This window comes from Rhodococcus xishaensis (genome assembly GCF_004011825.1).
Taxonomy (GTDB): domain Bacteria; phylum Actinomycetota; class Actinomycetes; order Mycobacteriales; family Mycobacteriaceae; genus Prescottella; species Prescottella xishaensis.
Map to the genome: position 1 here is coordinate 393,073 of NZ_RKLO01000001.1, position 25,424 is coordinate 418,496.

The 25,424-nt window shown below is 66.2% G+C and carries 20 protein-coding genes and 3 tRNA genes; 16 read left to right on the plus strand and 7 right to left on the minus strand.

Annotated elements, in window-relative coordinates:
• Positions 1 to 13 precede the first annotated feature (13 nt).
• A complete protein-coding gene (locus tag EGT50_RS01950) occupies positions 14 to 1,732 on the minus strand; it encodes a TIGR03767 family metallophosphoesterase (RefSeq protein WP_127950912.1) in 1,719 nt (572 codons plus the stop codon).
• Between the two features lie 320 nt (positions 1,733 to 2,052).
• On the opposite strand from EGT50_RS01950, the gene EGT50_RS01955 reads away from it, so the two are divergent.
• The 4 genes from EGT50_RS01955 to EGT50_RS01970 all read left to right on the plus strand — a co-directional run bounded on the left by EGT50_RS01955 (position 2,053) and on the right by EGT50_RS01970 (position 6,576).
• The gene (locus tag EGT50_RS01955; protein WP_127950913.1) at positions 2,053 to 2,715 is read left to right on the plus strand and encodes a response regulator; all 663 of its coding nucleotides are present in this window, start codon (positions 2,053 to 2,055) and stop codon (positions 2,713 to 2,715) included.
• Between the two features lie 81 nt (positions 2,716 to 2,796).
• A complete protein-coding gene (locus EGT50_RS01960; protein ID WP_127950914.1) occupies positions 2,797 to 3,828 on the plus strand; it encodes an ATP-dependent 6-phosphofructokinase in 1,032 nt (343 codons plus the stop codon).
• Positions 3,829 to 3,850: 22 nt separating this feature from the next.
• Entirely contained in the window at positions 3,851 to 5,359 is a 1,509-nt protein-coding gene (gene gatB, locus EGT50_RS01965) for an Asp-tRNA(Asn)/Glu-tRNA(Gln) amidotransferase subunit GatB (protein WP_127950915.1), read from the plus strand.
• Positions 5,360 to 5,370: 11 nt separating this feature from the next.
• Complete coding sequence (locus EGT50_RS01970) at positions 5,371 to 6,576, plus strand: cation:proton antiporter (RefSeq protein ID WP_127950916.1); 1,206 nt, start codon at positions 5,371 to 5,373, stop codon at positions 6,574 to 6,576.
• Positions 6,577 to 6,580: 4 nt separating this feature from the next.
• Here the strand turns inward: EGT50_RS01970 and EGT50_RS01975 are convergent, their stop codons facing one another.
• Positions 6,581 to 7,723: a PQQ-dependent sugar dehydrogenase gene (locus EGT50_RS01975; protein ID WP_127950917.1), complete on the minus strand. Its 1,143-nt coding sequence runs from the start codon at positions 7,721 to 7,723 to the stop codon at positions 6,581 to 6,583.
• A 111-nt stretch (positions 7,724 to 7,834) separates the two neighbouring features.
• On the opposite strand from EGT50_RS01975, the gene EGT50_RS01980 reads away from it, so the two are divergent.
• Positions 7,835 to 8,623 (plus strand): DoxX family protein, encoded by a 789-nt coding sequence (locus tag EGT50_RS01980; protein ID WP_235870512.1) that lies wholly within the window; start codon positions 7,835 to 7,837, stop codon positions 8,621 to 8,623.
• Between the two features lie 103 nt (positions 8,624 to 8,726).
• Here the strand turns inward: EGT50_RS01980 and ilvD are convergent, their stop codons facing one another.
• Positions 8,727 to 10,568, minus strand: coding sequence for a dihydroxy-acid dehydratase (gene ilvD, locus EGT50_RS01985; RefSeq protein ID WP_127950919.1), 1,842 nt, complete (start codon positions 10,566 to 10,568; stop codon positions 8,727 to 8,729).
• 192 nt (positions 10,569 to 10,760) lie between these two features.
• Positions 10,761 to 11,267, minus strand: coding sequence for a PH domain-containing protein (locus EGT50_RS01990; RefSeq protein WP_127951354.1), 507 nt, complete (start codon positions 11,265 to 11,267; stop codon positions 10,761 to 10,763).
• Positions 11,268 to 11,549: 282 nt separating this feature from the next.
• Between EGT50_RS01990 and EGT50_RS01995 the strand changes: the two genes are divergently transcribed.
• The 5 genes from EGT50_RS01995 (at position 11,550) to EGT50_RS02015 (ending at position 18,025) form a co-directional block, all read left to right on the plus strand.
• Positions 11,550 to 13,490: an acetolactate synthase large subunit gene (locus tag EGT50_RS01995; protein WP_127950920.1), complete on the plus strand. Its 1,941-nt coding sequence runs from the start codon at positions 11,550 to 11,552 to the stop codon at positions 13,488 to 13,490.
• Positions 13,487 to 13,990, plus strand: coding sequence for an acetolactate synthase small subunit (gene ilvN / locus EGT50_RS02000; RefSeq protein WP_127946431.1), 504 nt, complete (start codon positions 13,487 to 13,489; stop codon positions 13,988 to 13,990). Before EGT50_RS01995 ends, ilvN begins: the two co-directional genes overlap by 4 nt.
• Positions 13,991 to 14,063: 73 nt before the next feature.
• Entirely contained in the window at positions 14,064 to 15,065 is a 1,002-nt protein-coding gene (ilvC, locus tag EGT50_RS02005; protein ID WP_206615738.1) for a ketol-acid reductoisomerase, read from the plus strand.
• Between the two features lie 260 nt (positions 15,066 to 15,325).
• Complete coding sequence (serA, locus tag EGT50_RS02010; protein ID WP_127950922.1) at positions 15,326 to 16,918, plus strand: phosphoglycerate dehydrogenase; 1,593 nt, start codon at positions 15,326 to 15,328, stop codon at positions 16,916 to 16,918.
• Positions 16,919 to 17,011: 93 nt separating this feature from the next.
• Positions 17,012 to 18,025, plus strand: coding sequence for a 3-isopropylmalate dehydrogenase (locus EGT50_RS02015; RefSeq protein WP_127950923.1), 1,014 nt, complete (start codon positions 17,012 to 17,014; stop codon positions 18,023 to 18,025).
• Between the two features lie 124 nt (positions 18,026 to 18,149).
• Here the strand turns inward: EGT50_RS02015 and EGT50_RS02020 are convergent, their stop codons facing one another.
• A complete protein-coding gene (locus EGT50_RS02020; RefSeq protein WP_206615704.1) occupies positions 18,150 to 19,352 on the minus strand; it encodes an MFS transporter in 1,203 nt (400 codons plus the stop codon).
• 124 nt (positions 19,353 to 19,476) lie between these two features.
• Here EGT50_RS02020 and EGT50_RS02025 point away from each other — a divergent pair, with 124 nt between their 5' ends.
• From EGT50_RS02025 to EGT50_RS02045, 5 genes are all read left to right on the plus strand, one after another.
• On the plus strand, positions 19,477 to 20,250 hold the full coding sequence (locus EGT50_RS02025) for a fumarylacetoacetate hydrolase family protein (RefSeq protein WP_127950924.1): 774 nt from the start codon (positions 19,477 to 19,479) through the stop codon (positions 20,248 to 20,250).
• 101 nt (positions 20,251 to 20,351) lie between these two features.
• The gene (gene gltX, locus EGT50_RS02030) at positions 20,352 to 21,824 is read left to right on the plus strand and encodes a glutamate--tRNA ligase (protein ID WP_127950925.1); all 1,473 of its coding nucleotides are present in this window, start codon (positions 20,352 to 20,354) and stop codon (positions 21,822 to 21,824) included.
• A gap of 226 nt (positions 21,825 to 22,050) precedes the next feature.
• Positions 22,051 to 22,122: transfer RNA gene (locus tag EGT50_RS02035), tRNA-Gln, on the plus strand.
• A gap of 154 nt (positions 22,123 to 22,276) precedes the next feature.
• Positions 22,277 to 22,352, plus strand: a tRNA-Glu gene (locus EGT50_RS02040).
• A gap of 63 nt (positions 22,353 to 22,415) precedes the next feature.
• Positions 22,416 to 22,491 (plus strand) — tRNA-Glu (locus tag EGT50_RS02045).
• A gap of 66 nt (positions 22,492 to 22,557) precedes the next feature.
• Here the strand turns inward: EGT50_RS02045 and EGT50_RS02050 are convergent.
• Both EGT50_RS02050 and EGT50_RS02055 read right to left on the minus strand, forming a co-directional pair.
• Positions 22,558 to 23,055 (minus strand): pyridoxamine 5'-phosphate oxidase family protein, encoded by a 498-nt coding sequence (locus tag EGT50_RS02050; RefSeq protein WP_127950926.1) that lies wholly within the window; start codon positions 23,053 to 23,055, stop codon positions 22,558 to 22,560.
• A gap of 90 nt (positions 23,056 to 23,145) precedes the next feature.
• Entirely contained in the window at positions 23,146 to 23,847 is a 702-nt protein-coding gene (locus tag EGT50_RS02055; protein WP_127950927.1) for an IclR family transcriptional regulator, read from the minus strand.
• A 129-nt stretch (positions 23,848 to 23,976) separates the two neighbouring features.
• Between EGT50_RS02055 and leuC the strand changes: the two genes are divergently transcribed.
• The gene (gene leuC / locus EGT50_RS02060) at positions 23,977 to 25,401 is read left to right on the plus strand and encodes a 3-isopropylmalate dehydratase large subunit (RefSeq protein ID WP_127950928.1); all 1,425 of its coding nucleotides are present in this window, start codon (positions 23,977 to 23,979) and stop codon (positions 25,399 to 25,401) included.
• Positions 25,402 to 25,424 lie beyond the last annotated feature (23 nt).

Below are 25,424 nucleotides of genomic sequence, written 5' to 3' on the forward strand. Positions count from 1 at the left end.
GGGGGATTTGGGCTCAGCGACCCGATGCGAGCATCAGTTCGACGTTCTGGTCCTGGGCATTGCCCGCCCTGGTGGAGCTGGGGGCGGCGTCGTTGAAGGCGAACTCCCGGTAGAGCGACGCAAGCCCGATCGGTGAGAGATCGGTGTAGTCGACGGCATAGGGGCTGTCGGCCTCGAACAGGGTGGCCAGCAGTGAGACCGTGCCGTCGGAGTTGTCGGCCACCTCGATGATCCGCCCGAGTTGAGGGAAGTCGATGTGCGACGCCGTGTTGATCTCCCAGAACGACTGCTCCGGGGTGGCTCCTTCGAAGGGGCGGACCCTGTTCCTATGGCTGTGGCCGTTGACCCACGCGAGCACATTCGGGAACCTGTGCAGCAGATCCACCAACTCGGAACCGGGCACCCGGCGTTCGGACGGGTTCGCCGGGTCCGGGAGCAAGGCGTCCATGCTGCTCGTATGGTGGCTGAACAGCACGAACCAGGTGTCGGTGCCCTGTCGTGACACCGGTGAGCCGTCGGTGTCGTAGTACCGGCTGCTCCCGGCGATCAGCGTCTCCTCGATCCACTGGAACTGTTCTTCGCCCAGCGAGCCTTCGGCGAGGCCGACGGGGTTCGTGGAGTCCATGCCTATGCCGACGACGCCGGGGGCGATCTCGAAGGAGTAGTACGCGATCCCGGTCTCGCCGCCATCCGGTGCGAAACCGTGGCCGACTGGTCCCGGCCCGGTGTTCTCCGGTTTGAGGTGCTCGGCAACGAACTCGCGTTTCGTGAATGGGGTGCGGGCGAGATCGGGCGTGACCTCCCGTGGCGGATTGGTGAACGAGGACAGGGCGGCAAGCACGAGTTCGACGTTGCCGGAAACGGCGGCCGAGCTCACGGACGTCACCAGCTCCGGCGATCCCGGTTCCATGAACTTCAACGAACCCGTGTACATCCTTTCCAGCAGCGGGATTCCGTTGGGGAAAGTACCTATCGGCGTGTCGTCGTGATTGCCGAACACGCAGTACCACGGGGTGTTCAGGCCGGGGCTGGTGAAGGGGGCGATCGCGGCGTCGAGCAGTCCCGGAATCTCGGGGAACCCGGCCTGCTTGTATTCGTCCTGGATCGACGAGCCGGGGTTCCAATACATCTCCACATCCGAGTCCTGCACGCCTTCGTAGCGGTCGGATGCACCGGTGTTGGGGGTGATGGTGCCGCCGTTCAGGGCGGTGAGGAACCAGTCCAGTTCGGCGAACTCCTTGTTGTCGGTGTTGTCACCGGTAGTGACGACTGCGTCGAATTCGCGCTGGGTGTGCGGACCGGATGCGAGAGCGTTGATCCTCCTGACCAGGGCGGTGAGGCCCTGGGCGGCCAGTGTCTCCTGGGGGCGGTGGGCAGAGCCGTTGAAGGAGTCGACGAACTCGAAGCGCATGGGAGACTGAGCATCGATGATGTGAACGTCGGTGATCTGCACGAATGAGGCGAGGGCGGTGCGCCGGTCTTCACGGCCATCCTTTGCCTCGGCGAGCTCGGTGCGTACCAATGTCGGCCACCCGGGGCCCGCGCCGAGTTTGCGGTACCCGGAGCTACCGAGCGGAATGGCCACCGCCTCGAGGGTGGTGCCGGCGACGGAGGTGGGGAGCGGCGCTGCGCCCGCGTATTGCAGCCCCCAGGGGCGCGCTCCGAGTCCCGCTGCTCCGATCGCTCCGAGCCCGGCGAATGTCAAGAAGGATCGTCGATTGATCTCAGCCACGCGGTGACCTTATGTGATGGTTGTGAGGAAGGTCGCTATTCGAGGAAATTGTCTCGTGCCTCACAGTCTTCGAGGGCTGGTGCGGCCCGATGAAGAGTGTCGAGTGGTGCCGATGGAGCACCGACGCCCGCGACGGCAGCGGAAATGAACTCAGACCCACCCACATTCGCACCACCGCAGGTTGCGCCCCATCGCACGGAGGTCTGTAGAGTGCCTCGCCCAGTCACGGCGCGGCCATCGAGCACTTGATTACGTTCGCCAACGACAACCTAGTGTGTTCGTCGATCGTCGATCGTCCAGGCGAGACTAAGCTGTGCCGGGTGGCGATCACGGTCTTCATTGCGGACGATCAGGCGATGGTGCGGCAGGGATTCGGTGCCCTGCTGGGCGCGCAGCCCGACATCAGCGTGATCGGCGACGCGCCGAATGGTCGTGTCGCCGTGTCGGAGGTCGCGCGGCTGCGCCCCGACGTGGTGCTGATGGACGTGCGGATGCCGGAACTCAACGGGCTCGATGCCGCCCGCGAAATCCTCTCGGCGGCAACAGATCCACCCATTCGAGTGTTGATGTTGACCACGTTCGACATCGATGAGTACGTGTACGAGGCCCTCGGGCTCGGTGCGAGCGGTTTCATGCTCAAGGACGCGCCCGCCGAGGAGTTGATCCGTGCGGTGCGCGTCGTTGCGGCCGGGGAGGCGCTCCTCGCTCCCAGTGTCACGCGGCGATTGATTGCCGACGTCACCCGTCGCCGCCCCACCCCGCGCGGTCGGCAGCGCCAACTCGAGACGTTGACCCCGCGTGAGCGGGAGGTCCTCGAACTCATCGCGGCTGGGCTGTCGAACACCGAGATCGCTGAACGCCTGTTCCTCGCCGAACAAACGGTCAAGACCCACGTGGGCAAGGTCCTGTCGAAGCTCTCACTGCGGGACCGTGCACAGGCCGTCGTGCTCGCGTACGAAACGGGTCTGGTCACGCCTGGTTGATGGCCCGAAAGGTGCCCGATCGGCACAGGAGCGGCAAGATGAGAAGGGACCGCTCTGCTACCGAACGTCGAGGGGGCCGTGATGCGCATCGGAATTCTGACCGGTGGCGGCGATTGCCCCGGCCTCAACGCTGTGATCCGCGCGGTCGTACGAACCGCCGAAGGGCGGTACGGCAGCAGCATCGTCGGGTTCCGGGACGGTTGGCGAGGGTTACTCGAGGACCGCAAGGTCCAGATGCGCAACGAGGACCGGATCGACCGGATCCTCGCGCGCGGCGGAACGATTCTCGGCACCGCGCGGGTCAATCCTCAGAAGCTGTACGACGGTCTGCACCGTATCAAACAGACCCTCGACGACAACGGCATCGATGTTCTCATTCCCATCGGAGGTGAGGGAACGCTGACCGCCGGCAGTTGGCTTGCCGACAGCGGCGTGCCCGTCGTGGGTGTCCCCAAGACCATCGACAACGACATCGACTGCACCGACGTCACATTCGGCTTCGACACCGCCCTGACCATCGCAACCGACGCGATCGACCGGCTCCACACCACCGCGGAGTCGCACCAGCGCGTCATGCTCGTCGAGGTGATGGGCCGGCACGCCGGCTGGATCGCGTTGCAGTCCGGGATGGCTTCGGGCGCGCACCTGATTCTCGTGCCCGAGCAGCCGTTCGACGTCGACGAGGTGTGCGACATGGTCAAGAAGCGTTTCCAGCGCGGCGACTCGCACTTCATCTGTGTCGTCGCCGAGGGCGCGGCACCCGACCCGGAGTCCATGACCTTGCGGGAGGGCGGGATCGACGAATTCGGGCACAAGATCTTCACCGGCGTCGCGCAGCAGCTCGCCGTCGAGATCGAGCGGCGGATCGGCAAAGAGGTCCGCACGACGGTGCTCGGGCACGTGCAGCGTGGCGGCACTCCCACGCCGTACGACCGGATCCTTGCGACCCGATTCGGGGTGCATGCGACGGACGCTGCGCATGATGGACAGTTCGGCCAGATGGTGGCGTTGCACGGCACCGAGATCGAACTCGTACCGCTGTCGGAGGCGACCAAGCAACTCAAGACCGTACCGCTCGAGCGGTACCGGGAGGCGGCCGCGTTCTTCGGGTGACGAGGCGCATAAACTCGTGTGCATGACTGCCGCCGTGTCCGCTGACCTTCTCGACTATGACGCCGTTCTCGCGAAGTTCGAGCCTGTACTGGGCATGGAAGTGCACGTCGAGCTGCACACCGCCACGAAGATGTTCTGTGGCTGCCCCACGACGTTCGGGGCCGAGCCGAACACGCAGGTCTGTCCCGTCTGCCTGGGGCTTCCCGGTGCGCTGCCGGTAGTCAACCAGACGGCCGTCGAGTCCGCGGTCCGCATCGGCCTCGCACTGAACTGCTCGATCACCCCGTGGGGTCGGTTCGCCCGGAAGAACTACTTCTACCCCGACCAACCGAAGAACTACCAGATTTCGCAGTACGACGAGCCGATCGCGCAGAACGGCCATCTCGACGTGGTCCTCGACGACGGCACCACGTGGCGGGTAGAGATCGAGCGCGCCCACATGGAGGAGGACACCGGCAAGTCGCTGCACGTCGGCGGTGCCACCGGCCGGATCCACGGTGCGAGCCACTCGCTGCTGGACTACAACCGGGCGGGTGTACCGCTGATCGAGATCGTCACCAAGCCAATCACAGGCGCCGGTGCGCGTGCCCCCGAGGTGGCCCGCGCGTACGTCACCGCGCTGCGTGATCTCCTGAAGGCCCTCGACGTCTCCGACGTCCGCATGGACCAGGGTTCGCTGCGCTGCGATGCCAACGTCTCGCTGATGCCGATCGGTGCCAAGGAGTTCGGCACCCGCACCGAGACCAAGAACGTCAACTCGCTCAAGAGCGTCGAGACCGCCGTTCGCTACGAGATGCGCCGCCAGGCCGCCGTATTGACAAGAGGCCACGAGGTCGTTCAAGAGACCCGGCACTTCCAGGAGGCGGATGGCACCACGTCCCCCGGCCGCCGCAAGGAGACCGCCGAGGACTACCGCTACTTCCCCGAGCCCGACCTCGAGCCGGTGGCCCCGAGCGCCGAGTGGGTCGAGCAGCTGCGGGCCACGTTGCCGGAGCTGCCGTGGCTCCGCCGCGCCCGCATACAGCAGGAGTGGGGCGTCTCCGACGAGGTGATGCGCGATCTCGTCAACGCCGGTGCCCTGGATCTCGTCATCGCGACCACCGAGGCCGGCGCACCTGCCGACGCTGCCCGGTCCTGGTGGGTCTCGTACCTTGCCCAGCAGGCCAACGCCCGCGGCGTAGAGCTCGCCGACCTCCCGATCACCCCAGCGCAGGTCGCCAAGGTCGTCGAACTGGTCGAGGGCGGCAAGCTCAACAACAAAGTCGCCCGCCAGGTTGTCGACTTCGTGCTCGATGGCGAGGGGGAGCCCGAGCAGATCGTCGAGGCACGCGGCCTCGTTGTCGAGCGCGACGACACCAAGCTGCAGGCTGCGGTGGACGAAGCGCTTGCTGCGAACCCCGACATCGTCGAGAAGATCCGCGGCGGCAAGGTGGCGGCAGCGGGCAAGATCGTCGGCGACGTCATGAAGGCGACTCGCGGCCAAGCCGATCCGGCGCGTGTCAAGGAACTCGTTCTCGCTGCGTGCAGCTAATGTAGCGGCGCATGAGCGCCGCCGTCGCCACATCGCTGTTCTGGATCGCGGTCGCTGCGGCTTTAGCCCCACTCATCGCGGGATCGGTGCGGCGCTGGCCGATCCCCGAGATCGTGCTGCTGCTCACGTTCGGCATCGTGATCGGGCCGCACGCCCTCGACCTGGCGAGCGTCGGCAGCGAGATCGAATTACTGCGTGAGCTGGGGCTCGGCATGCTGTTTCTGCTCGCCGGCTACGAGATCGACAGGAACGAGTTGGCCGGTCGTGCGGGTCGTCGCGCGGCGGTGACCTGGCTGGTCAGCCTCGCGCTCGCGTTCGCTGTCGTCGTCGCTTTCGGTGCTGTCGGGCTGATCAACTCCGAGATCGCGGTCGCGATCGCACTCACGTCGACGGCACTGTCCGCCCTGCTGCCGATTCTCAAGGATCGCGGCTTGGTCGACACGCCGGTAGGCCGGGCGGTACTCAATCACGGGGCGATCGGGGAGATCGGGCCGGTCATTGCGATGGCGGTGCTGCTGGGTACCCGCAGCGCCGTACTGTCCTCTGTCGTGCTGGCGGCATTCGCGGTCGTGGCGGTCGTGGTCGCCTTGTTGCCGGCTCGGGTGCGCGAGGGATCATGGATGCTGACGCTGGTACAGCGTGGATCGGAGACCACCGGCCAGACCACCGTGCGGTTGGTGATGTTGCTACTGATCACCCTCATCGCGGTTGCGGCCGTTTTCAACCTCGACATCATCCTGGGCGCCTTCGCTGCCGGATTCATCCTGCGGCGGGCGGTCCCGCGGGGCAACAAGCAGCTCGAGACCAAGCTCGACGGCATCGGGTTCGGGCTGCTCATCCCGATCTTCTTCATCACCTCGGGCATGGCGATAGACGTGTCCGCGGTAGTCAGTGCGCCGGGGATCCTGCTCGCGTTTCTCGGCCTGTTGCTCCTGGTGCGCGGCCTGCCGGTGTTCGTCGCGTCGCGCTACGACCGCGGACCGGCGGGCGCGAACCTTGACGCCGGGGAGCCACTGCAGGTCGCGTTGTACGCGACGACCGGACTACCACTCATCGTCGCGGTCACTGACGTTGCGGTCTCGGCAGGGCGAATGTCGAACGCGAGCGCATCGATCCTTGTGACGGCCGGCGCCATCACCGTCCTCGTGCTGCCGTCGCTGGCAGGCATGCTGGCGGCCAAGACCCCGGGCCCGCCGCGTGACCAACTCCCCGCATGACGGATCAGTCGATACCGCCACCGCCGGCCGGCAACGGCACCTTGACGACTCGATCATCGCTCGGAGCCGGTGTTCCGCCGGACTTGTTGACGGTGGCGGCCCAGATCTGCCCTTCCCCGCTGATCGCCGTCCCCCCGAGCCGACCGTAGAGATTCTGCGCGAGCAACGCTGGAGCCGATGTGACCGCCCCGGTGTCGTCCTCGGTCGCCAGCACCGCCACCGCCTGTCCATCGGTCAGCGCGACCGCGACCGCACCCAAACCGGCAGAACATCCTGCGACACCGGGCTTGTCAGGCCACGTCCAGGCGGGCGCGCCGACCGTGCCGTCGGCCGCCACACGCTGCAGTCGGTCCTCGACCGGGGTCCGGTCGGTCACCCAGATCGCACCGCTCGGATCCCGGCACACGTCACCGGCCAGGCCGATCCCCGAGAGCGCTACCACGGGGCGTGGCGGAGTCGGTGTCGGCGAGAGTGCCGTGACGCGTAACAGCTTTCCCGCGAGCGACGCCGGATCGGCCGCAGCAGCGGGGTTGCCGGCGTCCCCAGTCAGGACCATCAGTTCATCGGGCCTCGAGAACGTCAGCGCGCCGGTATTGCCGGTAGCGCCCCGCGGGATACCGGTGAGCAGCTGCTTCGGTGTGTCGCCGGGCGCGATCCTCACGACTCGGTTGTCGCTCGGCGTCGTGACATACGCGTAGATCAGGTTGTCTTCTTCGAACGTCGGAGACAGTGCGATGTCGTGGAGCCCGCCGCCCGCGCTGGGATCGATCGGGATACGGGCGACCTCGGTTGGCTTCTCACCCTGTGCAACACGCATGATGCGGCCCGTTTGCTTCTCCGTGACAAGAGCCGACTCGCCGCCGGGCAACATCACCATTCCCCCAGTGGCCTCGAGGCAGGTCGCGATCACGTTGGGATCACTGTCGAAGCACGGGTCGTCCGGTACCGAGGGTTCAGGCATCGGCGACGGCGGGGCCGTCGGCTGACGAGGGCGCACCTCGCCCCCGGAGCCGAACGTGGGCTCCGGGGTGAACGGTGAGGACGCGGAGTCGTCGAACCGAGCGCATCCGGCGATGAGCAAGGCGATCGACAACATCGCGGCCACAGCCAGACGCCGAGTCGTCCGGCCGTGTTCACCCTTCGTCATAGTGCAGACGTTACGGAAGATCCGCCGTCGGTCGCCACGCGGTGCATCGCGACCGGCGCGCCGGGGTTCGGTGTCCGGTCAACGCCGATGGGCACGCTTAGGCTGCTTCTCGTGACTGACAAGCCGAAAGATCACACCGAGTCCGTCGGCGGGGTGTTCGGGGGGAGTCCGCTCGACCAGTCGTCTGCATCATCTTCGGTCCCACCATTTGCGGCGGCAGAACAAATTAGCCCCGTGGTCGAGGGCGTCGGGTCCGTCCTGCCGGAGCCCTTCTCGTCCGAGCCGATCGTGTCCGAGCCGATCGTGTCCGAGCCGATCTCGTCTGCCGTATCGGGGGCGGGACCGGTCGTCGTCCCGCCGCCGACACCCGACGAGTCGGAGTCCCGGCGCGGCACCCTGGACGTCGGCCTGCTGATTCTGCGTCTGGCTGTGGGCGGCACACTGCTGGCACATGGCTTGCAGAAGCTGGCGGGATGGTGGAGCGGGCCCGGTCTCGCCGGCTACCGGGACGAATTGGCCGCCGCGGGATTCGAGCACGCAGGCGTCCTTGCGGTAGCGGGCGCGCTCGTGGAGGTGGCGGGTGGGGCACTGCTGATCTTGGGCCTGTTCACACCAGTCGCCGCGGCCGGGGTGCTCGCGGTGATGATCAACGCGTGGTGCCTCCAGCAGTCGACGGTCCTCGGTCTCGAATACTTCGAGCCCGACGGGATCGAGTACGAGACCCTCATCGGTGCAGCGGCGGCAGCAATAATCCTGATCGGGCCCGGTCGAATCGCGCTCGACGGCCGGCGCAGGTGGGCAACCCGTCCCCACGCAGGCTCCGTCGCGATCCTGATCGCCGGTATCGCCGCCGGGGTGGGCGTGTGGTTCGTCCTCAACGGCGCCAACCCCGTCATCTGACGTCGCTCCGGCGGCGAAGCCCGACTGTGCCGCGCCGTGCCACGCACCCGGCCGGGCGCGTGGCACGGCATACGCAAAACGCATGACGCGCTGTCGCGGGCGGCTACGGCACCTGGCGAACAGCGCCCCTGTCGGCGGAGGTGGCCAGTGCGGCGTAGGCGCGCAGGGCCGTGGTGACCGGACGTTGGCGGCTCGTCGGCTGCCACGGGCGCTCGGAGGCTTCCATCTTGGCGCGGCGCTCGGCGAGGACTTCCTCGTCGACGAGGACCTCGAGCGTGCGGCTCGCGACGTCGATGCGGATCTGGTCGCCGTTCTCGACCAGACCGATCACTCCTCCGGATGCGGCCTCGGGGGAGATGTGACCGATCGACAAGCCGGACGTGCCGCCCGAGAAGCGACCGTCGGTGATCAGGGCGCACGCCTTGCCGAGACCCGACCCTTTGAGGAAGGCGGTGGGGTGGAGCATCTCCTGCATGCCCGGCCCTCCCTTCGGTCCCTCGTATCGGACCACGACGACGTCGCCCGGCTTGATCTTCTTCTCGAGGATCACCGAGACGGCCTCCTCCTGTGATTCGACGACGACGGCCGGGCCCTGGAAGGAGAACAGATCTTCGTCGATGCCGGCGGTCTTGAGGATTGCGCCGTCGACGGCGATGTTGCCGCGCAGCACGCACAGACCGCCCTCAACGGTGTAGGCGTGCTCGACGTCCCGGATGCAACCCCCCTGAGCATCCGTGTCGAGCGAGGACCAACGATTGTTCGTCGAGAACGGCTCGGTGGTCCGCACGCCACCCGGGGCCGCATGGAACAACTCGATCGCCTCTCGAGAAGCCTTGCCCGAGCGGATGTCCCATGTGTCGAGCCACGAGTCGAAGTTCGCTGAATGCACCGTTTGGACGTCAGTTTCGAGCAGGCCTCCGCGGCGTAGTTCACCGAGGATCGCGGGGATGCCGCCGGCGCGGTGCACGTCCTCCATGTGGTAGTCCGAGTTGGGGGAGACCTTGGACAGGCACGGCACCCGACGGCTGATCTCGTCGATCGTGGACAGATCGAAGTCGACCTCGCCCTCCTGCGCCGCGGCGAGCGTGTGCAGGACGGTGTTGGTGGAGCCGCCCATCGCGACATCGAGTGCCATCGCATTTCGGAAGGCCTTGGGGGAAGCAATGTTCCGTGGCAGGACGGACTCATCGTCGTCGCGGTAGTAGCGCAGCGCGGCCTCGACAACCGTGGTGCCGGCCCGGCTGAACAGTGCCCGCCGCGCCTCATGTGTGGCCAGCGTCGACCCGTTGCCGGGCAACGCCAGGCCCAGTGCCTCGGTGAGGCAGTTCATCGAGTTGGCGGTGAACATGCCGGAGCACGAACCGCACGTCGGGCACGCACTGCGCTCGACCTCGTCGAGCCCCTCATCGGATACGGAATCGTTGGCACTCGCGGAGATCGCGGTGATCAGGTCGGTAGGGGCCTGTGCCACGCCACCGACGACGACGGCCTTCCCGGCCTCCATCGGGCCACCCGAGACGAACACCGTCGGGATGTTCAGGCGCATAGCGGCATTGAGCATGCCGGGGGTGATCTTGTCACAGTTCGAGATGCAGACCAGTGCATCGGCGGTGTGAGCGTTGACCATGTACTCGACAGAGTCGGCGATGATCTCGCGGCTCGGGAGCGAGTACAGCATGCCGCCGTGCCCCATTGCGATGCCGTCGTCGACTGCGATCGTGTGGAACTCCCGTGGCACACCGCCGGCGGCACGAACGGCCTCGGCGACGATCTCGCCCACGTCCTTGAGATGGACGTGGCCGGGGACGAACTGGGTGTACGAGTTCGCGATCGCGACGATCGGCTTACCGAAGTCGGAGTCGGTCATGCCGGTAGCGCGCCACAGCGAGCGGGCTCCGGCAGCGTTGCGTCCGACGGTGGTGGTGCGTGACCTGAGCGGGGGCATGGGCGATTCCTTCGTCGATCAACGGTTCTCGGCGGAGGCTGCGTCTCCGCGTTCCGAGTGCGGCGTAGTTCGTGAAACAGGCGGGCCCGTAAAGGCGCTGGTCGGCAGGACCCGATTTCGGCTGTGCGGCCGTCTCGTCCTCTCCGGTGGGAGCGCGGGACGTCCTGGCAAGACGCTACCCCCGGGAACGGGTCAGTCGGTATCCGACTCCGCGTTCGTCCCGGCAGATTCGGTGGCGGTCTCTTCGCGCTCTTCGGTCTCTTCGCGGGTCTCTTCACTGGCCGCTGCACGGGCCGCGGCATACGGATCGGTGACCCGGCCGCCACTCGCGGACGCCAGCTGGGGCAGACGTCCGAAGGTCACGACCGGCAGCGACACCTGGGAGCCGTCGACCAGGTCGGCCTTTGCCCAGCCGCGCTTGGGGAAGTTGAAGCCCTTGATCTGATCCCACGAAATGGACACCGAGGAGAAGGGGCGTCGCAGTTCGAGCCCCTCGGGCGTGACGGTCGTGCGGACGCGCAGGACCCAGGCGCCGATCAGGAACGGGATGACCAGCATCCAGCCGAACACTTCCGGCCAGCCGAGGACCGGGAAGCTGATGCAGAACAGCAGTAGAAAGCACGCCATCAGGGCGAGAGGGGAAATTCGGATGACCTGTCGATCGTCGCCGGGCGTGTGGGATGATGACTGCGGTGGCACGGGCTGCTGGGAGGATGACACCTCACCATCTTCGCATTGCAGCCGAGGCATCTTACATTCTGGGACGGCATACTCACCAAAGTTGACTGTCCACCACGAGCGCGCCTACCGTCGAGCGCGTGAAGCAGAATGGGTTGCTCGTAATCGGCCGGCGCGTCGTCGCCTGAGCCGGTTGCTGTAACTCGCCAGATAACGACGCGCCACCCTCGTACAGCTGATGCTGACGAGGGTTTTTTGTTGCCTTGGTTCAGAACCACACAGCCAGATCAAAGAGGACTATCAGTGAGCGCACCAACCGCACGGCCTCAACCATCGCCGCGCAAGTCGGGAGCAGCCAGCCCGACAACCGCGGCTGCAGCTACATCGATCGCCAACCGTCGTCAGCTCGCGCCCGAACGGGTCACCGGCGCGCAGTCCGTGGTTCGTGCGCTCGAGGAGCTCGAGGTCGAGACGGTCTTCGGTATCCCGGGTGGCGCCATCCTGCCGGTGTACGACCCGCTGTTCGACTCGAAGGGCGTTCGGCACGTGCTGGTGCGCCATGAGCAGGGCGCCGGCCACGCCGCGACGGGCTACGCGCAGGCCACCGGCAAGGTCGGTGTGTGCATGGCGACGTCCGGCCCTGGTGCCACCAACCTCGTGACCCCGATCGCCGACGCACAGATGGACTCCGTTCCCGTCGTCGCGATCACCGGTCAGGTCGGACGCGGCCTGATCGGCACGGACGCGTTCCAGGAAGCCGATATCTCCGGCATCACGATGCCGATCACGAAGCACAACTTCCTGATTACCGATGGTGCCGACATCCCGCGCGTTCTGGCCGAAGCGTTCTACCTGGCGGCGAGTGGTCGTCCGGGTCCGGTCCTCGTCGACATCCCGAAGGACATCCTTCAGGCACAGACCACGTTCTCGTGGCCGCCCGAGATGCACCTACCCGGCTACCGCCCGGTCACCAAGCCGCACGGCAAGCAGGTCCGTGAGGCCGCGCGGCTCATCGCCGAGGCCAAGTCTCCCGTCCTGTACGTCGGCGGTGGCGTGATCAAGGCCGAGGCGTCCGCCGAGCTCCTCGAGCTGGCCGAGCTGACTGGCATCCCGGTCGTCACGACCCTCATGGCCCGCGGCGCGTTCCCCGACAGTCATCAGCTCAACTGCGGAATGCCGGGTATGCACGGCACGGTCGCAGCCGTCGCTGCGCTGCAGAAGAGCGATCTGTTGATCACTCTCGGTGCCCGATTCGACGACCGTGTCACCGGCCGCCTCGAGTCGTTCGCGCCCGATGCCAAGGTCATTCACGCCGATATCGATCCGGCGGAGATCGGCAAGAACCGGCATGCGGACGTCCCGATCGTGGGCGACTGCAAGGAGGTCATCACCGAGCTGATCGAGGCGATCCGCGCCGACCAGGCGACGGGAACGACGCTCGATCTCACCGAGTGGTGGGCCTACCTCGACGGCATCCGTCGTACCTACCCGCTGTCGTACGACCGTCCGGCGGACGGCGCACTGTCGCCCGAGTTCGTGATCCAGGCCATCGGCCGGATCGCGGGACCGGATGCGATCTATTGCGCGGGTGTCGGCCAGCACCAGATGTGGGCCGCGCAGTTCGTCAACTACGAGAAGCCGCGCACGTGGCTGAACTCGGGTGGCCTGGGCACGATGGGCTACGCCGTGCCGGCGGCGATGGGCGCGAAGATGGGTGTCCCCGACCGTGAGGTCTGGGCCATCGACGGCGACGGCTGCTTCCAGATGACCAACCAGGAACTGGCCACCTGCGCCGTCGAGGGCGTGCCGATCAAGGTCGCGCTCATCAACAACGGCAATCTCGGCATGGTCCGCCAGTGGCAGACCCTGTTCTACGACGAGCGCTACTCCAACACGAACCTCGGAACGCACGGCGCCGTGCGCATCCCGGACTTCGTCAAGCTCGCCGAGGCACTCGGTTGCGTCGGCATCCGCGTCGAGCGCGAGGAGGACGTCGAGGACGCCATCCGCACCGCGCAGTCGATCAACGACAAGCCCGTCGTCATCGACTTCATCGTCGGCAAGGATGCCCAGGTGTGGCCGATGGTCGCCGCCGGCACCAGCAACGACGAGATCATGGCGGCCCGGGGCATCCGGCCGCTGTTCGACGAAGACGAGTCGGCGGACGAGCCCGCCACCATCCATGAAGCTATGCGGGAGGCGACCGCGCGCGAGCAGGCCGCGGCCGGAGAGGAACGCCAGTGAGCACCAGCCACACCCTCAGTGTTCTCGTAGAGGACAAGCCGGGCGTGCTGGCCCGTGTCGCTGCACTTTTCTCCCGCCGCGGATTCAACATCGAGTCGCTCGCCGTGGGCGGTACCGAGCTCCCGGAGATCTCGCGCATGACGATCGTCGTGACCGTCGACGAGTTCCCGCTCGAGCAGGTGACCAAGCAGCTCAACAAGCTGGTCAACGTCATCAAGATCGTTGAACAGGACACCGAGGCGTCGGTCGCCCGCGAGTTGGTCCTGATCAAGGTCCGTGCCGACGCGAGCGTCCGCACACAGGTGATCGAGACCGTAAATCTGTTCCGCGCCAAGGTGATCGACGTCTCGCCGGAGTCGGTCACGATCGAGGCGACTGGTACGCGTTCCAAGCTCGACGCGCTCCTGCGCATGCTCGACCCGTTCGGCATCCGCGAGATCGTGCAGTCTGGAGTGGTGGCGGTCGGCCGTGGGCCGAAGTCCATCACGGCGACCCGCTAGAGCCGTCCAGCCGTCTACTGACAACAACTGGTTCATAGAACCCAGAGGAGAGGTAAGAACTGTGGCAGTCGAGATGTTCTACGACGACGATGCAGACCTGTCGATCATCCAGGGCCGCAAGGTCGCGGTCATCGGCTACGGCAGCCAGGGCCACGCGCACTCGCTGAGCCTGCGTGATTCCGGTGTCGAGGTGCGCATCGGCCTCAAGGAGGGTTCGAAGTCCCGCGCCAAGGCCGAGGAGCAGGGGCTGGCCGTCGGCACGCCCGCCGAGGTCGCCGCGTGGGCCGACGTCATCATGGTGCTCGCACCTGACACCGCTCAGGCGTCGATCTTCAGCAACGAGATCCAGCCGAACCTGAAGGACGGCGACGCGCTGTTCTTCGGCCACGGCCTCAACATCCACTTCGGGCTGATCACGGCACCGGAGAACGTCACTGTCGGGATGGTCGCCCCGAAGGGGCCCGGCCACCTGGTGCGCCGTCAGTTCGTCGACGGCAAGGGTGTTCCCGCCCTGATCGCCGTCCATCAGGATCCGAAGGGCGAGGGCCAGGCCCTGGCGCTGTCCTACGCGAAGGGCATCGGCGGCACCCGCGCCGGCGTCATCAAGACCACATTCAAGGAAGAGACCGAGACCGACCTCTTCGGTGAGCAGGCCGTCCTGTGCGGTGGTACCGAGGAACTCGTCAAGACCGGCTTCGAGGTCATGGTCGAGGCGGGCTACGCGCCGGAGATGGCCTACTTCGAGGTCCTTCATGAGCTCAAGCTGATCGTCGACCTCATGTACGAGGGTGGTATCGCCCGCATGAACTACTCGGTCTCCGACACCGCCGAGTTCGGTGGATACCTGAGCGGCCCCCGTGTCATCGATGCCGGTACCAAGGAGCGCATGAAGGGCATCCTGAAGGACATCCAGGACGGCACCTTCGTCAAGCGGCTCGTCGCCAACGTCGAGGGCGGCAACCAGGAGCTCGAGGCTCTGCGCAAGGCGAACGCGGAGCACCCGATCGAGGTCACCGGTAAGAAGCTGCGCGACCTGATGAGCTGGGTCGATCGTCCGATCACCGAGACGGCCTGAGGTCGTCTGGCGAACTCGGCCCGAGGACGGCGCACACCGTGTGCGTTGCTCCTCGGGCCGAAGTCGTGTTCGAGCGATGTGAATCTCCGATTTTCCTCACGCGGGTGTCTGCAATCTGGTAGTGGATGCCCCGCAGAATCGTCGCCTCCGGACAACTAGACTGATCCCGACCGTGGCCACCTCTGCCCGCCCCCTTTGAGGCGCCCGGCCGCGGATCCGAAGACACTGCAAGCCCGACATCCAACACAGGGAGTTCACTCGTGAGCCAGAATGGCCGCCCCGTTGTCCTGATCGCCGACAAGCTCGCACAATCGACCGTCGATGCGCTCGGAGACGGTGTCGAGGTGCGCTGGGTCGACGGCCCGGACCGCCCCGCGCTGCTCGCGGCTGTCCCCGAGGCCGACGCCCTGCTCGTACGTTCGGCCACCACCGTCGACGCAGAGGTGCTCTCAGCCGCCTCCAAGCTGAAGATCGTCGGCCGCGCCGGCGTCGGCCTCGACAACGTCGACATCCCGGCCGCCACCGAACGCGGCGTCATGGTCGTCAACGCGCCCACCTCCAACATTCACTCGGCGGCCGAGCACGCCGTCTCACTGCTGCTGTCGACCGCCCGCCAGATCCCAGCCGCGGACCGTACCCTGCGGGAGAAGACCTGGAAGCGTTCGAGCTTCAACGGCACCGAGATCCTCGGCAAGACGGTCGGTGTCGTCGGCCTGGGCCGCATCGGCCAGCTGTTCGCGCAGCGTCTCGCGGCATTCGAGACCAACGTCATCGCCTACGACCCCTACCTGCCGGCTGCGCGCGCCGGGCAGTTGGGCATCGAACTGGTCGACATCGACGAGCTCGTCGAGCGCGCCGACTTCATCTCGGTGCACCTGCCCAAGACCAAGGAGACCGCGGGGCTGATCAACGCCGAGCGCCTGGCCAAGGCCAAGGACGGCGTGATCATCGTCAACGCCGCCCGCGGTGGCCTGATCGACGAGGACGCGCTGTACGACGCGCTCGTGTCGGGCAAGGTTCGCGCGGCCGGCCTCGACGTGTTCAACACCGAGCCCTGCACCGACTCCAAGCTGTTCGACCTCGACAATGTTGTCGTCACCCCGCACCTGGGCGCCTCCACCGCCGAGGCCCAGGACCGTGCCGGCACCGACGTCGCCAAGAGCGTTCTATTGGCCCTCGCCGGCGAGTTCGTGCCGGACGCAGTCAACGTCTCCGGAGGCCCGGTCGGCGAAGAGGTCGCGCCGTGGCTCGAGCTCGTTCGCAAGCTGGGCCTGCTCGCCGGCACGTTGTCGCCCGAGGCCGTCCAGAACGTCCAGGTCATTGCGAGCGGCGAGCTCTCGGCCGAGAACGTGGAGATCCTCGGCCTGGCCGCGTTGCGTGGGTTGTTCTCGGCAAGCAGCGACGAGGCCGTCACGTTCGTCAATGCCCCGCAGCTCGCCGAGCAGCGCGGTGTGAGCGTCGAGGTCGAAAAGCACAGCGAGGCTCAGACCCACCGCAGCGCCGTCGAGGTCCGCGCTGTCGCTGCAGATGGCACCGTCACCACGGTCGCAGGCGCGTTGACCGGTCTGCAGCAGATCGAGAAGATCGTCAACATCAACGGGCGTAGCTTCGATCTGCGCGCCGAGGGCCACAACATCGTCATGAGCTACGAAGATCGTCCGGGCGTGCTCGGCGTCATGGGCACCGTGCTGGGCAACGCCGGCATCGACATCCAGGCCGCCGCGCTCAGCCATGACGTCGAGGGAGCGGGCGCCACGGTGATCCTGCGGGTCGACAGTGTCGTCGGTGACGGCGAGGTCGCGCAGATCGTGGAACGGCTCGACGCTCGAGTCGCTCAGGTCGACCTGTCCTGATTCCCCTCATCCCTGACCGGTGGCCGCGATCGTCGACGACGGTCGCGGCCACCGTCGGATTCTCAGTCGCAAACTCAGGAAGAGAGTGTGCCCATGAAGATCGCGGTCATTCCCGGTGACGGCATCGGTGTCGAGGTCACTGCGGAAGCACTGAAGGTGCTGCGCAAGTTGGTTCCCGACGTGAAGACCACCGAGTACGACCTCGGTGCCAAGCGCTACAACGAGACCGGTGAACTGCTGCCGGAGGCCGAACTCGACGAGATCCGTCGACACGATGCAATCCTGCTCGGTGCCATCGGTGATCCTCGGCTCGTCGCTCCAGGCATCCTCGAGCGCGGCCTGCTGCTGAACATGCGGTTCCTGCTCGATCATCACGTGAACCTGCGACCGGCCCGGACCTATCCGGGCTCGAAGTCGCCGCTCGCGGCCGCCCCGGACATCGACTTCGTCGTGGTTCGCGAGGGCACCGAGGGGCCGTACACCGGCAACGGCGGCTCGATCCGCGTCGGCACCCCGCAGGAAGTCGCCACCGAGGTCTCGGTCAACACGTGGTTCGGTGCCGAGCGCGTCGTCCGCTACGCCTACGAGCTGGCGCGGACCCGCCGCAAGCACTTGACGCTGATCCACAAGACGAACGTGCTCTCCAATGCGGGCCGCATCTGGACCCGTGCGATGGAGACCATCGGTGCCGAGTACCCGGACGTCGAGACGGCGTACTGCCACATCGACGCGGCGACGATCTACATGGTCACCGACCCGTCGCGCTTCGACGTGATCGTCACGGACAACCTGTTCGGCGACATCATCACCGACCTCGCGGGCGCGGTCACCGGCGGTATCGGCCTGGCTGCGAGCGGCAACATCGATGCGTCGGGCACGAGTCCGTCGATGTTCGAGCCGGTTCACGGATCTGCGCCGGACATCGCCGGCCAGGGCGTCGCGGACCCGACCGCCGCGATTCTGTCGGCCGCGATGCTGCTGCGTCACCTGGGGCGTGAGGAGGATGCGGCGCGTGTCGAGCGTGCCGTCGAGGCGGATCTGGCGTCGCGAGGCGGCGCCCCGATCGTCACCACCGAGGTCGGCGACCGCATCGCCGCTGCCGTCTAGGCGAACTCGACTTCGGCGCCGACGTTTTCCAGGGCGACGTTTTCTACGGCGACGTGGCCGCCACCCGAAATCCGGGCGGCGGCCACGTTGGTTCCCGGTCTCGTTTCTGGGTCTGGTTCCGGGTCTACTGCCGTCCGGGCCGATCCTTCGGTACCAGGGGCACGGCCCCGACAGGGAACAGCGCGGTCACCGCGAATGTCAGTGGGAAGCCGACGACGCCGATCACTGCTCCGAACACCGGCGGCACCAGCGAGGCGGCGAGGTACTGGCTGGTGTTCTGCGCGCCGAGCGCCCGGCCGCTCCAGTACGGTCCGGCGATCTCGGCGACGGCCGTGAAGGCGAGCCCGTTGTCCGCCACGGTGATCACAGATGCCAGCACCAGCAGGATCACGGCCAGTGGGGAGTTCAGCCAGTCCGTCAGCGCCAACGCGCCCATCGAGGCTGCGGCTGCCATCGCGACCCAGCGCAGCGGACGCATCCTGCTGCCCACCCGATCGGACAGTGCTCCGGCGGCGATCCGGCCTGCGGCGGCGAGTAATTGGGTCACGGCGATCAGGACACCGGCCGATCCTGCAGACCAGCCGCGATCCGCCATGAGCCACAGCAGCGCGAACGTCCAGACCACGTACTGCGGGACGACGAGAATGACCGATACGCCGTGGATCCGCCACAGAACGCTCGATTCGCGGTACGGGTTGTCGAGCAGGCCGGAGTCTTGTGCCGCGGAGCGGGCAGGTCGGGGCGGGTCGACGACGAACAGACAGGTCACCGCCGCGATCGACGTCACAGCGGCCGGTAGCACCAATGCCCAACCGACACCGTGCGATTCGGCGATTCGTGGCACTGTCAGCGCGGCGACCGCCACGCCCAGTGGGATCGCCATCTGCCGGATTCCCATCGCGAGGCCGCGTCGTGCCGGCGGGAACCATCCGACCACGACCCGTCCGCTGGCCGCGTTCGCGCTCGACGCCGCCATCCCGCCGATGAGCAGGAACCCGCCCAGCATCGCGAACGACGAGGAGATCGCGGCGCCGGCGCTTGCGAGGCCCGTGACCGCCATACCGGCGACGAGGACCCGTCGTTCCCCGATCCGGTCGACGACCACGCCCCAGGCAATCAGGCTGACCAAGAACCCGACGGTCGGTGCGGCCACGAGGAGACCGGCCTGCGAGAGCTCCATTCCATGGTCACCGACCAATGTGGGGAGCAGAAAAGCGGGGGCGTTGGAGAACAAAGCACCCGCGGCCTGCGCGAACACGCCCAGCCCGAGCATCGACCAGCGTTGCGTCGCACTGACGCGCACGTCCTGGTGCCTTGTCTCGGCCATCTGAATCCCAAGATATGAAATGGAGTTCTTATAATATGGATGCGTACGAAGTGTAGACCCTCGAAGGTGTCGAGCGCGACGGGTGCTCCGGAGTCGCGTGCGCTGACTCGATAGACTCGGCCCCATGCGCCTAGGTCGAATCGCCAGTCCGGACGGAGTTGCTTTCGTGTCGATCGAGGGGGAGGGCGATGCGCAAACCGCGAAGGAGATCGCCGAACATCCCTTTGGGCAACCGACTTTCACCGGACGCAGCTGGCCCCTCGCCGATGTTCGCCTGCTGGCCCCGATTCTCGCCAGCAAGGTGATCTGCGTCGGCAAGAACTACGCGGCGCACGCGGCCGAGATGGGTGGCGAGGCACCCGAGGATCCGGTCATTTTCATCAAGCCCAACACCGCAATCGTGGGTCCGGATGCCCGGATAGTGCTGCCGCCGTCGTCGAATGAGGTGCACTACGAGGGTGAACTCGCCGTCGTCATCGGTCGGCCCTGCAAGGATGTTCCGGCAGCCAAGGCCCGCGAGGTCATCCTCGGATACACCGTCGCGAACGACGTCACCGCGCGCGACCAGCAGCGTCGGGACGGACAGTGGACGCGGGGCAAGGGGTACGACACGTTCTGCCCGTTGGGTCCGTGGATCGAGACCAACCTCGACGTCTCGGACGTCGAGATCAAGACCGAGGTCGACGGCGAGATCAAGCAGCGCAGCCGCACTTCGCTTCTGCTGCACGATGTTCCGAAGATCATCGAGTGGGTGTCGACGGTGATGACCCTGCTGCCCGGGGACGTGCTACTCACCGGCACGCCCGAGGGAGTGGGCCCGATCGTCGACGGTCAGACCGTGAGCGTCACCGTCGCCGGTATCGGAACTCTGACCAATCCGGTTGCCGCCAAGCGTTGATCGATGCGTGCACCGGCTGGGCACGGAACCGGCACACGACTAGCCTGTAGAGGTCCTTTCCAGTGTCCAGCCGTGCCCTGCAGCGTCTATCGAAGTGAGCCATGACCACCAGCGAAGTACGCGTCCGTTTCTGTCCGTCACCCACCGGGACCCCGCACGTCGGGCTCGTCCGGACTGCTCTGTTCAACTGGGCGTTCGCCCGTCACCACGGCGGCACGTTCGTGTTCCGCATCGAGGACACCGACGCCGCCCGTGACACAGAGGAGTCGTACGAGGCGCTCCTCGATACGTTGCGCTGGCTGGGTTTGAACTGGGACGAGGGACCGGAGGTGGGCGGTCCGCACGAGCCGTACCGGCAGTCGCAGCGGCGAGATCTGCATCTCGACGTCGTACGCCGCCTGCTAGAGGCGGGTGAGGCATACGAGTCCTTCTCGACCCCGGAGGAAGTCGAGGAGCGGCACAAGACCGCCGGACGCGATCCCAAGCTCGGATATGACAACTTCGATCGGGACCTGACGGCGCAGCAGCGGCAGGCCTACCTCGACGAGGGACGTAAGCCTGTCGTGCGTCTGCGGATGCCCGACCACGATTTGACGTGGAACGACCTGGTGCGTGGCGAGACAACGTTCAAGGCCGGTACGGTGCCGGACTTTGCGCTCACTCGTGGAAACGGGATCCCGCTCTACACGCTGGTGAATCCGGTCGACGACGCTTTGATGAAGATCACCCACGTCCTCCGGGGTGAGGATTTGCTGTCGTCGACGCCGCGTCAGCTCGCGCTGTACGAGGCGTTGCAGCGCATCGGTGTCGCTGATTTCACACCGGAGTTCGGCCACCTCCCGTTTGTGATGGGCCAGGGCAACAAGAAGCTGTCCAAGCGTGATCCCGAGTCGAATCTCTTCATTCACCGTGACCGCGGATTCATCCCTGAAGGCCTGCTCAACTACCTGGCCCTGCTGGGGTGGGGTCTCGCCGACGACCGCGATGTGTTCTCGCTCGACGAGATGGTCGCTGCCTTCGACATCTCCAAGGTGAACTCGAATCCGGCCCGCTTCGATCAGAAGAAGGCAGACGCGATCAACGCCGAGCACCTTCGACTTCTCGAGCCGGCGGACTTCTCGGCCCGCCTGCGTGCGTACCTGACGACGCACGGCCACCCGGTCGACGCACTCTCCGCCGAGCAGTTCGATGTCGCGGCCGACTTGGTACAGACCCGCATCGTCGTGCTCTCCGATGCGTGGGCCTTGCTGAAGTTCCTGCTCGTGGACGAGGCCGAATTTTCCATCGACCCGGCGGCCGCGGCGAAGAACCTCGGCGCCGACGCCGCTCCGGTACTGGATGAGACCATCGCGGCCCTCGACTCCCTGCCAAGGTGGGCGACCGCGGATCTCGAGGAGGCGCTCAAGACCGCGCTGATCGAGAAGCTCGGGTTGAAGCCGCGCAAGGCGTTCGCGCCGGTGCGCGTGGCGCTCACCGGCTCACACGTCAGCCCTCCGCTGTACGAGTCGATGGAACTGCTCGGGCGGGAGGCGACATTGGCGCGCCTGCGCTCGGCCCGCGCGTCGATCGCCTGACACCGCAACATAGGGCCGCCGAGTAGCGGCAGGGCCACCGAGTAGAGGCTGGGCCGCCGAGCGAAGAGTGGCTGGTCTCCGGTGGCCTGGTGGAGCATTCCGGAATCGCCCGATTTTGGGCGCCGACCAGGTAATTTGTGGAAAATGGGGAGGGGTTTGATAACCTTTCTCTCGGCTCGGAGCGGAGGCTGGCGCCCGTCAGGGTAAGGCTTTCGGAACAGGCCATTGGGGTATGGTGTAATTGGCAACACAGCTGATTCTGGTTCAGCCATTCTAGGTTCGAGTCCTGGTACCCCAGCGGAAGTCCGTGAGGCGAAAGCCTCTGGGATTCTGGTGAGTTGCGGCTCGCCGGACCTTCCAACTGCAACGCCTCGTTTGCAAGGTGTTTCGGTACATACACTGTGATCGTTCGTCAGAGCTGCGCAGTCATACAGTGTTGGATGCAAGTTCTCGGCCCCGTCGTCTAGCGGCCTAGGACGCCGCCCTCTCAAGGCGGTAGCGCGGGTTCAAATCCCGTCGGGGCTACCACGGAAACGCCCTCCGATCATCGGAGGCTTTTTGCGGAGTGGATTTGCAGAGCAACACAGTCCTGGCCCCGTCGTCTAGCGGCCTAGGACGCCGCCCTCTCAAGGCGGTAGCGCGGGTTCAAATCCCGTCGGGGCTACCACGAGAAGCGCCCTCCGATCACGTGATCGGAGGGCGCTTCCATTTTCGGGCTTAGACCGTTTCGGGGCTAGAGGTAGGCGGCTGTCGAGCCACCGACCGGCATGGCAGGCAGGCCGAGCTTGCGGTGGTCCCACGAACGAAGCCGATCGGGAACGACGCGGACAGCAACTCGCTTGTGCAGCATCATCTCGACAGCGGGCTTGACGTCCTCGGAGTACGGACCGGTGTAGCGCTCCCAGATGTTGATTCCGACCTTGAACAGTGCCTCTGGGTCGTCGACGATCTCGCCGCGACCCTCGATCGAGACACCGCGAAGCGTGTCGTAGGTGTCGCCGTCCTCGATCATCACGGTCAGCCGATCGTCGCGGCGCAGGTTGACGGCCTTCTGCGACTTCGCCTTGGTCTCGAACCACAGCTCGCCGTCGATCACCGCATACCACATGGCGACGAGGTGGGGAGTGCCGCTCGGTCCGATCGTCGCCATTGTGCCGACGCGGCTCCGTTCGATGAACTCGGTGACTTCCTCGACCGTCATTGTGATCTGTCCGCGCTGATTGACTCCCACAGCAGTACCTCCACTCGGCTGGAATTCGTTCTATCGAACGACTGTGCCACGAATCACGCGGCCTGCGCCCAAAGGGGGTCGGTTGCTGCGTCAGAGGCGCTTGTGGAGGGCCTCTGACGCAGCCAACAGATCTGCAGCCCAACGCGCACCCGGGCGGCGGCCCATGCGGTCGATCGGGCCCGACACCGATATCGCGGCCACGACGTTGCCGGCCGCGTCACGCACCGGCGCCGCGACACTGGCGACGCCGGGTTCTCGTTCGGCGGCGCTTTGCGCCCAGCCGCGACGTCGAACCTCGACGAGCACCCGCTCGCCGAAGGATGCCTCGGGAAGAATGGCACGCTGCGTCTGCGGGTCGGCCCATGCGAGGAGGACCTTTGCCCCCGACCCAGCCGTCATCGGCAGTCGGGCACCCACGAGAACGGTGTCCCGGAGGCCGGTCGGCGGTTCCATCGAAGCGACACACACGCGTTGGACGCCCTCGCGGCGGTACAACTGCACGCTCTCACCCGTGATCTCACGCAGGCGGGGGAGTACGAGGGCTGCGGCGTCGACGAGCGTGTCTGTGGCCCCGGCGGCGAGCTCGCTCAGGCCGGGACCGGGGCGCCACAGCCCTTCCGTGTCACGGGTCAGGAGCCTGTGGACCTCGAGGCCGACCGCGAGGCGGTGCGCGGTGGCGCGGGGGAGCCCGGTGCGGTTGCAGAGTTCGGTGAGGCTGCATGGCTGTTCGGCCACCGCACGAAGTACGCCCACTGCTTTGTCGAGCACTCCGATGCCGCTATGCTGTCTCATAGGTCGATACTCCGTTCTCGTATAGTGGGATCATAACCGAAATGCGGAGCGGATGGTTCGAAGCGTCACGCGACACGGGTCGGCCCCGAAGCCCGGCGGCGCGAGATTCTGATTGCAGAGGTGGAATAGATGGTTCAAAGAGGACGCACTCTGGCCGAGAAGGTGTGGGACGAACACGTAGTCGTTCGTGGAGAAGGTGAGGGTGCGGCAAGGCATCCGGACCTGATCCATATAGACCTGCACCTCGTTCACGAGGTCACCAGCCCGCAGGCCTTCGACGGGCTCCGACTGGCCGGACGCAAGCTGCGTCGGCCGGACCTGACGATCGCCACCGAGGACCACAACGTCCCGACGATCGACATCGACAAGCCGATCGCGGATCCGGTCTCACGAACTCAGGTCGAAACCCTGCGGAAGAACTGCGAGGAGTTCGGAGTCCGTTTGCACCCCATGGGCGATCTCGATCAGGGCATCGTGCACGTGGTCGGCCCACAGTTGGGCCTGACGCAGCCCGGCATGACCGTGGTCTGCGGGGACAGCCACACATCCACGCACGGCGCTTTCGGTGCTCTCGCAATGGGAATCGGTACCAGCGAGGTCGAGCATGTGATGGCCACGCAGACCCTGTCACTGCGGCCGTTCAAGACCATGGCGATCACGGTCGACGGTGAGCTGCCACCCGGTGTCACTAGCAAGGACCTCATTCTCGCTGTGATCGCGAAGATCGGTACCGGTGGAGGACAAGGATATGTGATCGAGTACCGCGGCGAGGCGATCCGGAAGCTGTCGATGGAAGCCCGGATGACGATCTGCAACATGTCGATCGAGGCCGGTGCACGGGCAGGAATGATCGCGCCCGACGAGACCACCTACGAGTTCATCAAGGGCCGTCCGCACGCACCGCGGGGCGCAGACTGGGATGCGGCCGTCGCGGCCTGGGAGCAGCTGAAGACGGACGACGATGCTGTCTTCGATGCCGAGGTCCACATCGATGCCGCGTCACTGACGCCGTTTGTGACATGGGGAACCAACCCCGGTCAGGGTGCTCCGCTGGGCGATTCGGTTCCGAACCCGGCAGATTTCACGAACGAGAGTGAACGCCTCGCCGCCGAGAAGGCTCTGGCGTACATGGGATTGGAAGCGGGCACTCCGCTGCGTGAGATCTCCGTCGACACCGTGTTCGTCGGATCGTGCACCAACGGTCGTATCGAGGATCTGCGGGCCGTCGCAGAGGTTCTGAAGGGCCGGCGAGTGGCGGATGGCGTCCGAATGCTCATCGTCCCCGGCTCGATGCGCGTGCGCGCGCAGGCGGAAGAGGAAGGTCTAGGCGAGATTTTCACAACCGCAGGTGCCGAATGGCGCCAGGCTGGTTGTTCGATGTGTCTAGGCATGAATCCGGACCAGTTGGCGCCCGGTGAGCGTTCGGCTTCGACGTCCAACCGGAATTTCGAAGGCCGCCAAGGCAAGGGGGGGCGTACGCACCTGGTCTCCCCCGCTGTCGCTGCAGCGACCGCAGTTCGGGGCACGCTTGCGGCGCCCGCAGACCTGGCATAGGGCCTACGGGGGCCGAGGAACTA

Excerpts from the sequence above, each read along its gene's own strand:
- EGT50_RS01970 (WP_127950916.1), top strand. The coding sequence starts at position 5,371 with ATGAGCGCCGCCGTCGCCACATCGCTGTTCTGGATCGCGGTCGCTGCG.
- leuC (WP_127950928.1), top strand. The coding sequence starts at position 23,977 with ATGGTTCAAAGAGGACGCACTCTGGCCGAGAAGGTGTGGGACGAACAC.
- EGT50_RS02025 (WP_127950924.1), top strand. The coding sequence starts at position 19,477 with ATGCGCCTAGGTCGAATCGCCAGTCCGGACGGAGTTGCTTTCGTGTCG.
- EGT50_RS01975 (WP_127950917.1), bottom strand. The coding sequence starts at position 7,723 with ATGACGAAGGGTGAACACGGCCGGACGACTCGGCGTCTGGCTGTGGCC.
- ilvD (WP_127950919.1), bottom strand. The coding sequence starts at position 10,568 with ATGCCCCCGCTCAGGTCACGCACCACCACCGTCGGACGCAACGCTGCC.
- EGT50_RS02015 (WP_127950923.1), top strand. The coding sequence starts at position 17,012 with ATGAAGATCGCGGTCATTCCCGGTGACGGCATCGGTGTCGAGGTCACT.
- gatB (WP_127950915.1), top strand. The coding sequence starts at position 3,851 with ATGACTGCCGCCGTGTCCGCTGACCTTCTCGACTATGACGCCGTTCTC.
- EGT50_RS02020 (WP_206615704.1), bottom strand. The coding sequence starts at position 19,352 with ATGGCCGAGACAAGGCACCAGGACGTGCGCGTCAGTGCGACGCAACGC.
- EGT50_RS02055 (WP_127950927.1), bottom strand. The coding sequence starts at position 23,847 with ATGAGACAGCATAGCGGCATCGGAGTGCTCGACAAAGCAGTGGGCGTA.
- ilvC (WP_206615738.1), top strand. The coding sequence starts at position 14,064 with ATGTTCTACGACGACGATGCAGACCTGTCGATCATCCAGGGCCGCAAG.
- EGT50_RS01960 (WP_127950914.1), top strand. The coding sequence starts at position 2,797 with ATGCGCATCGGAATTCTGACCGGTGGCGGCGATTGCCCCGGCCTCAAC.
- gltX (WP_127950925.1), top strand. The coding sequence starts at position 20,352 with ATGACCACCAGCGAAGTACGCGTCCGTTTCTGTCCGTCACCCACCGGG.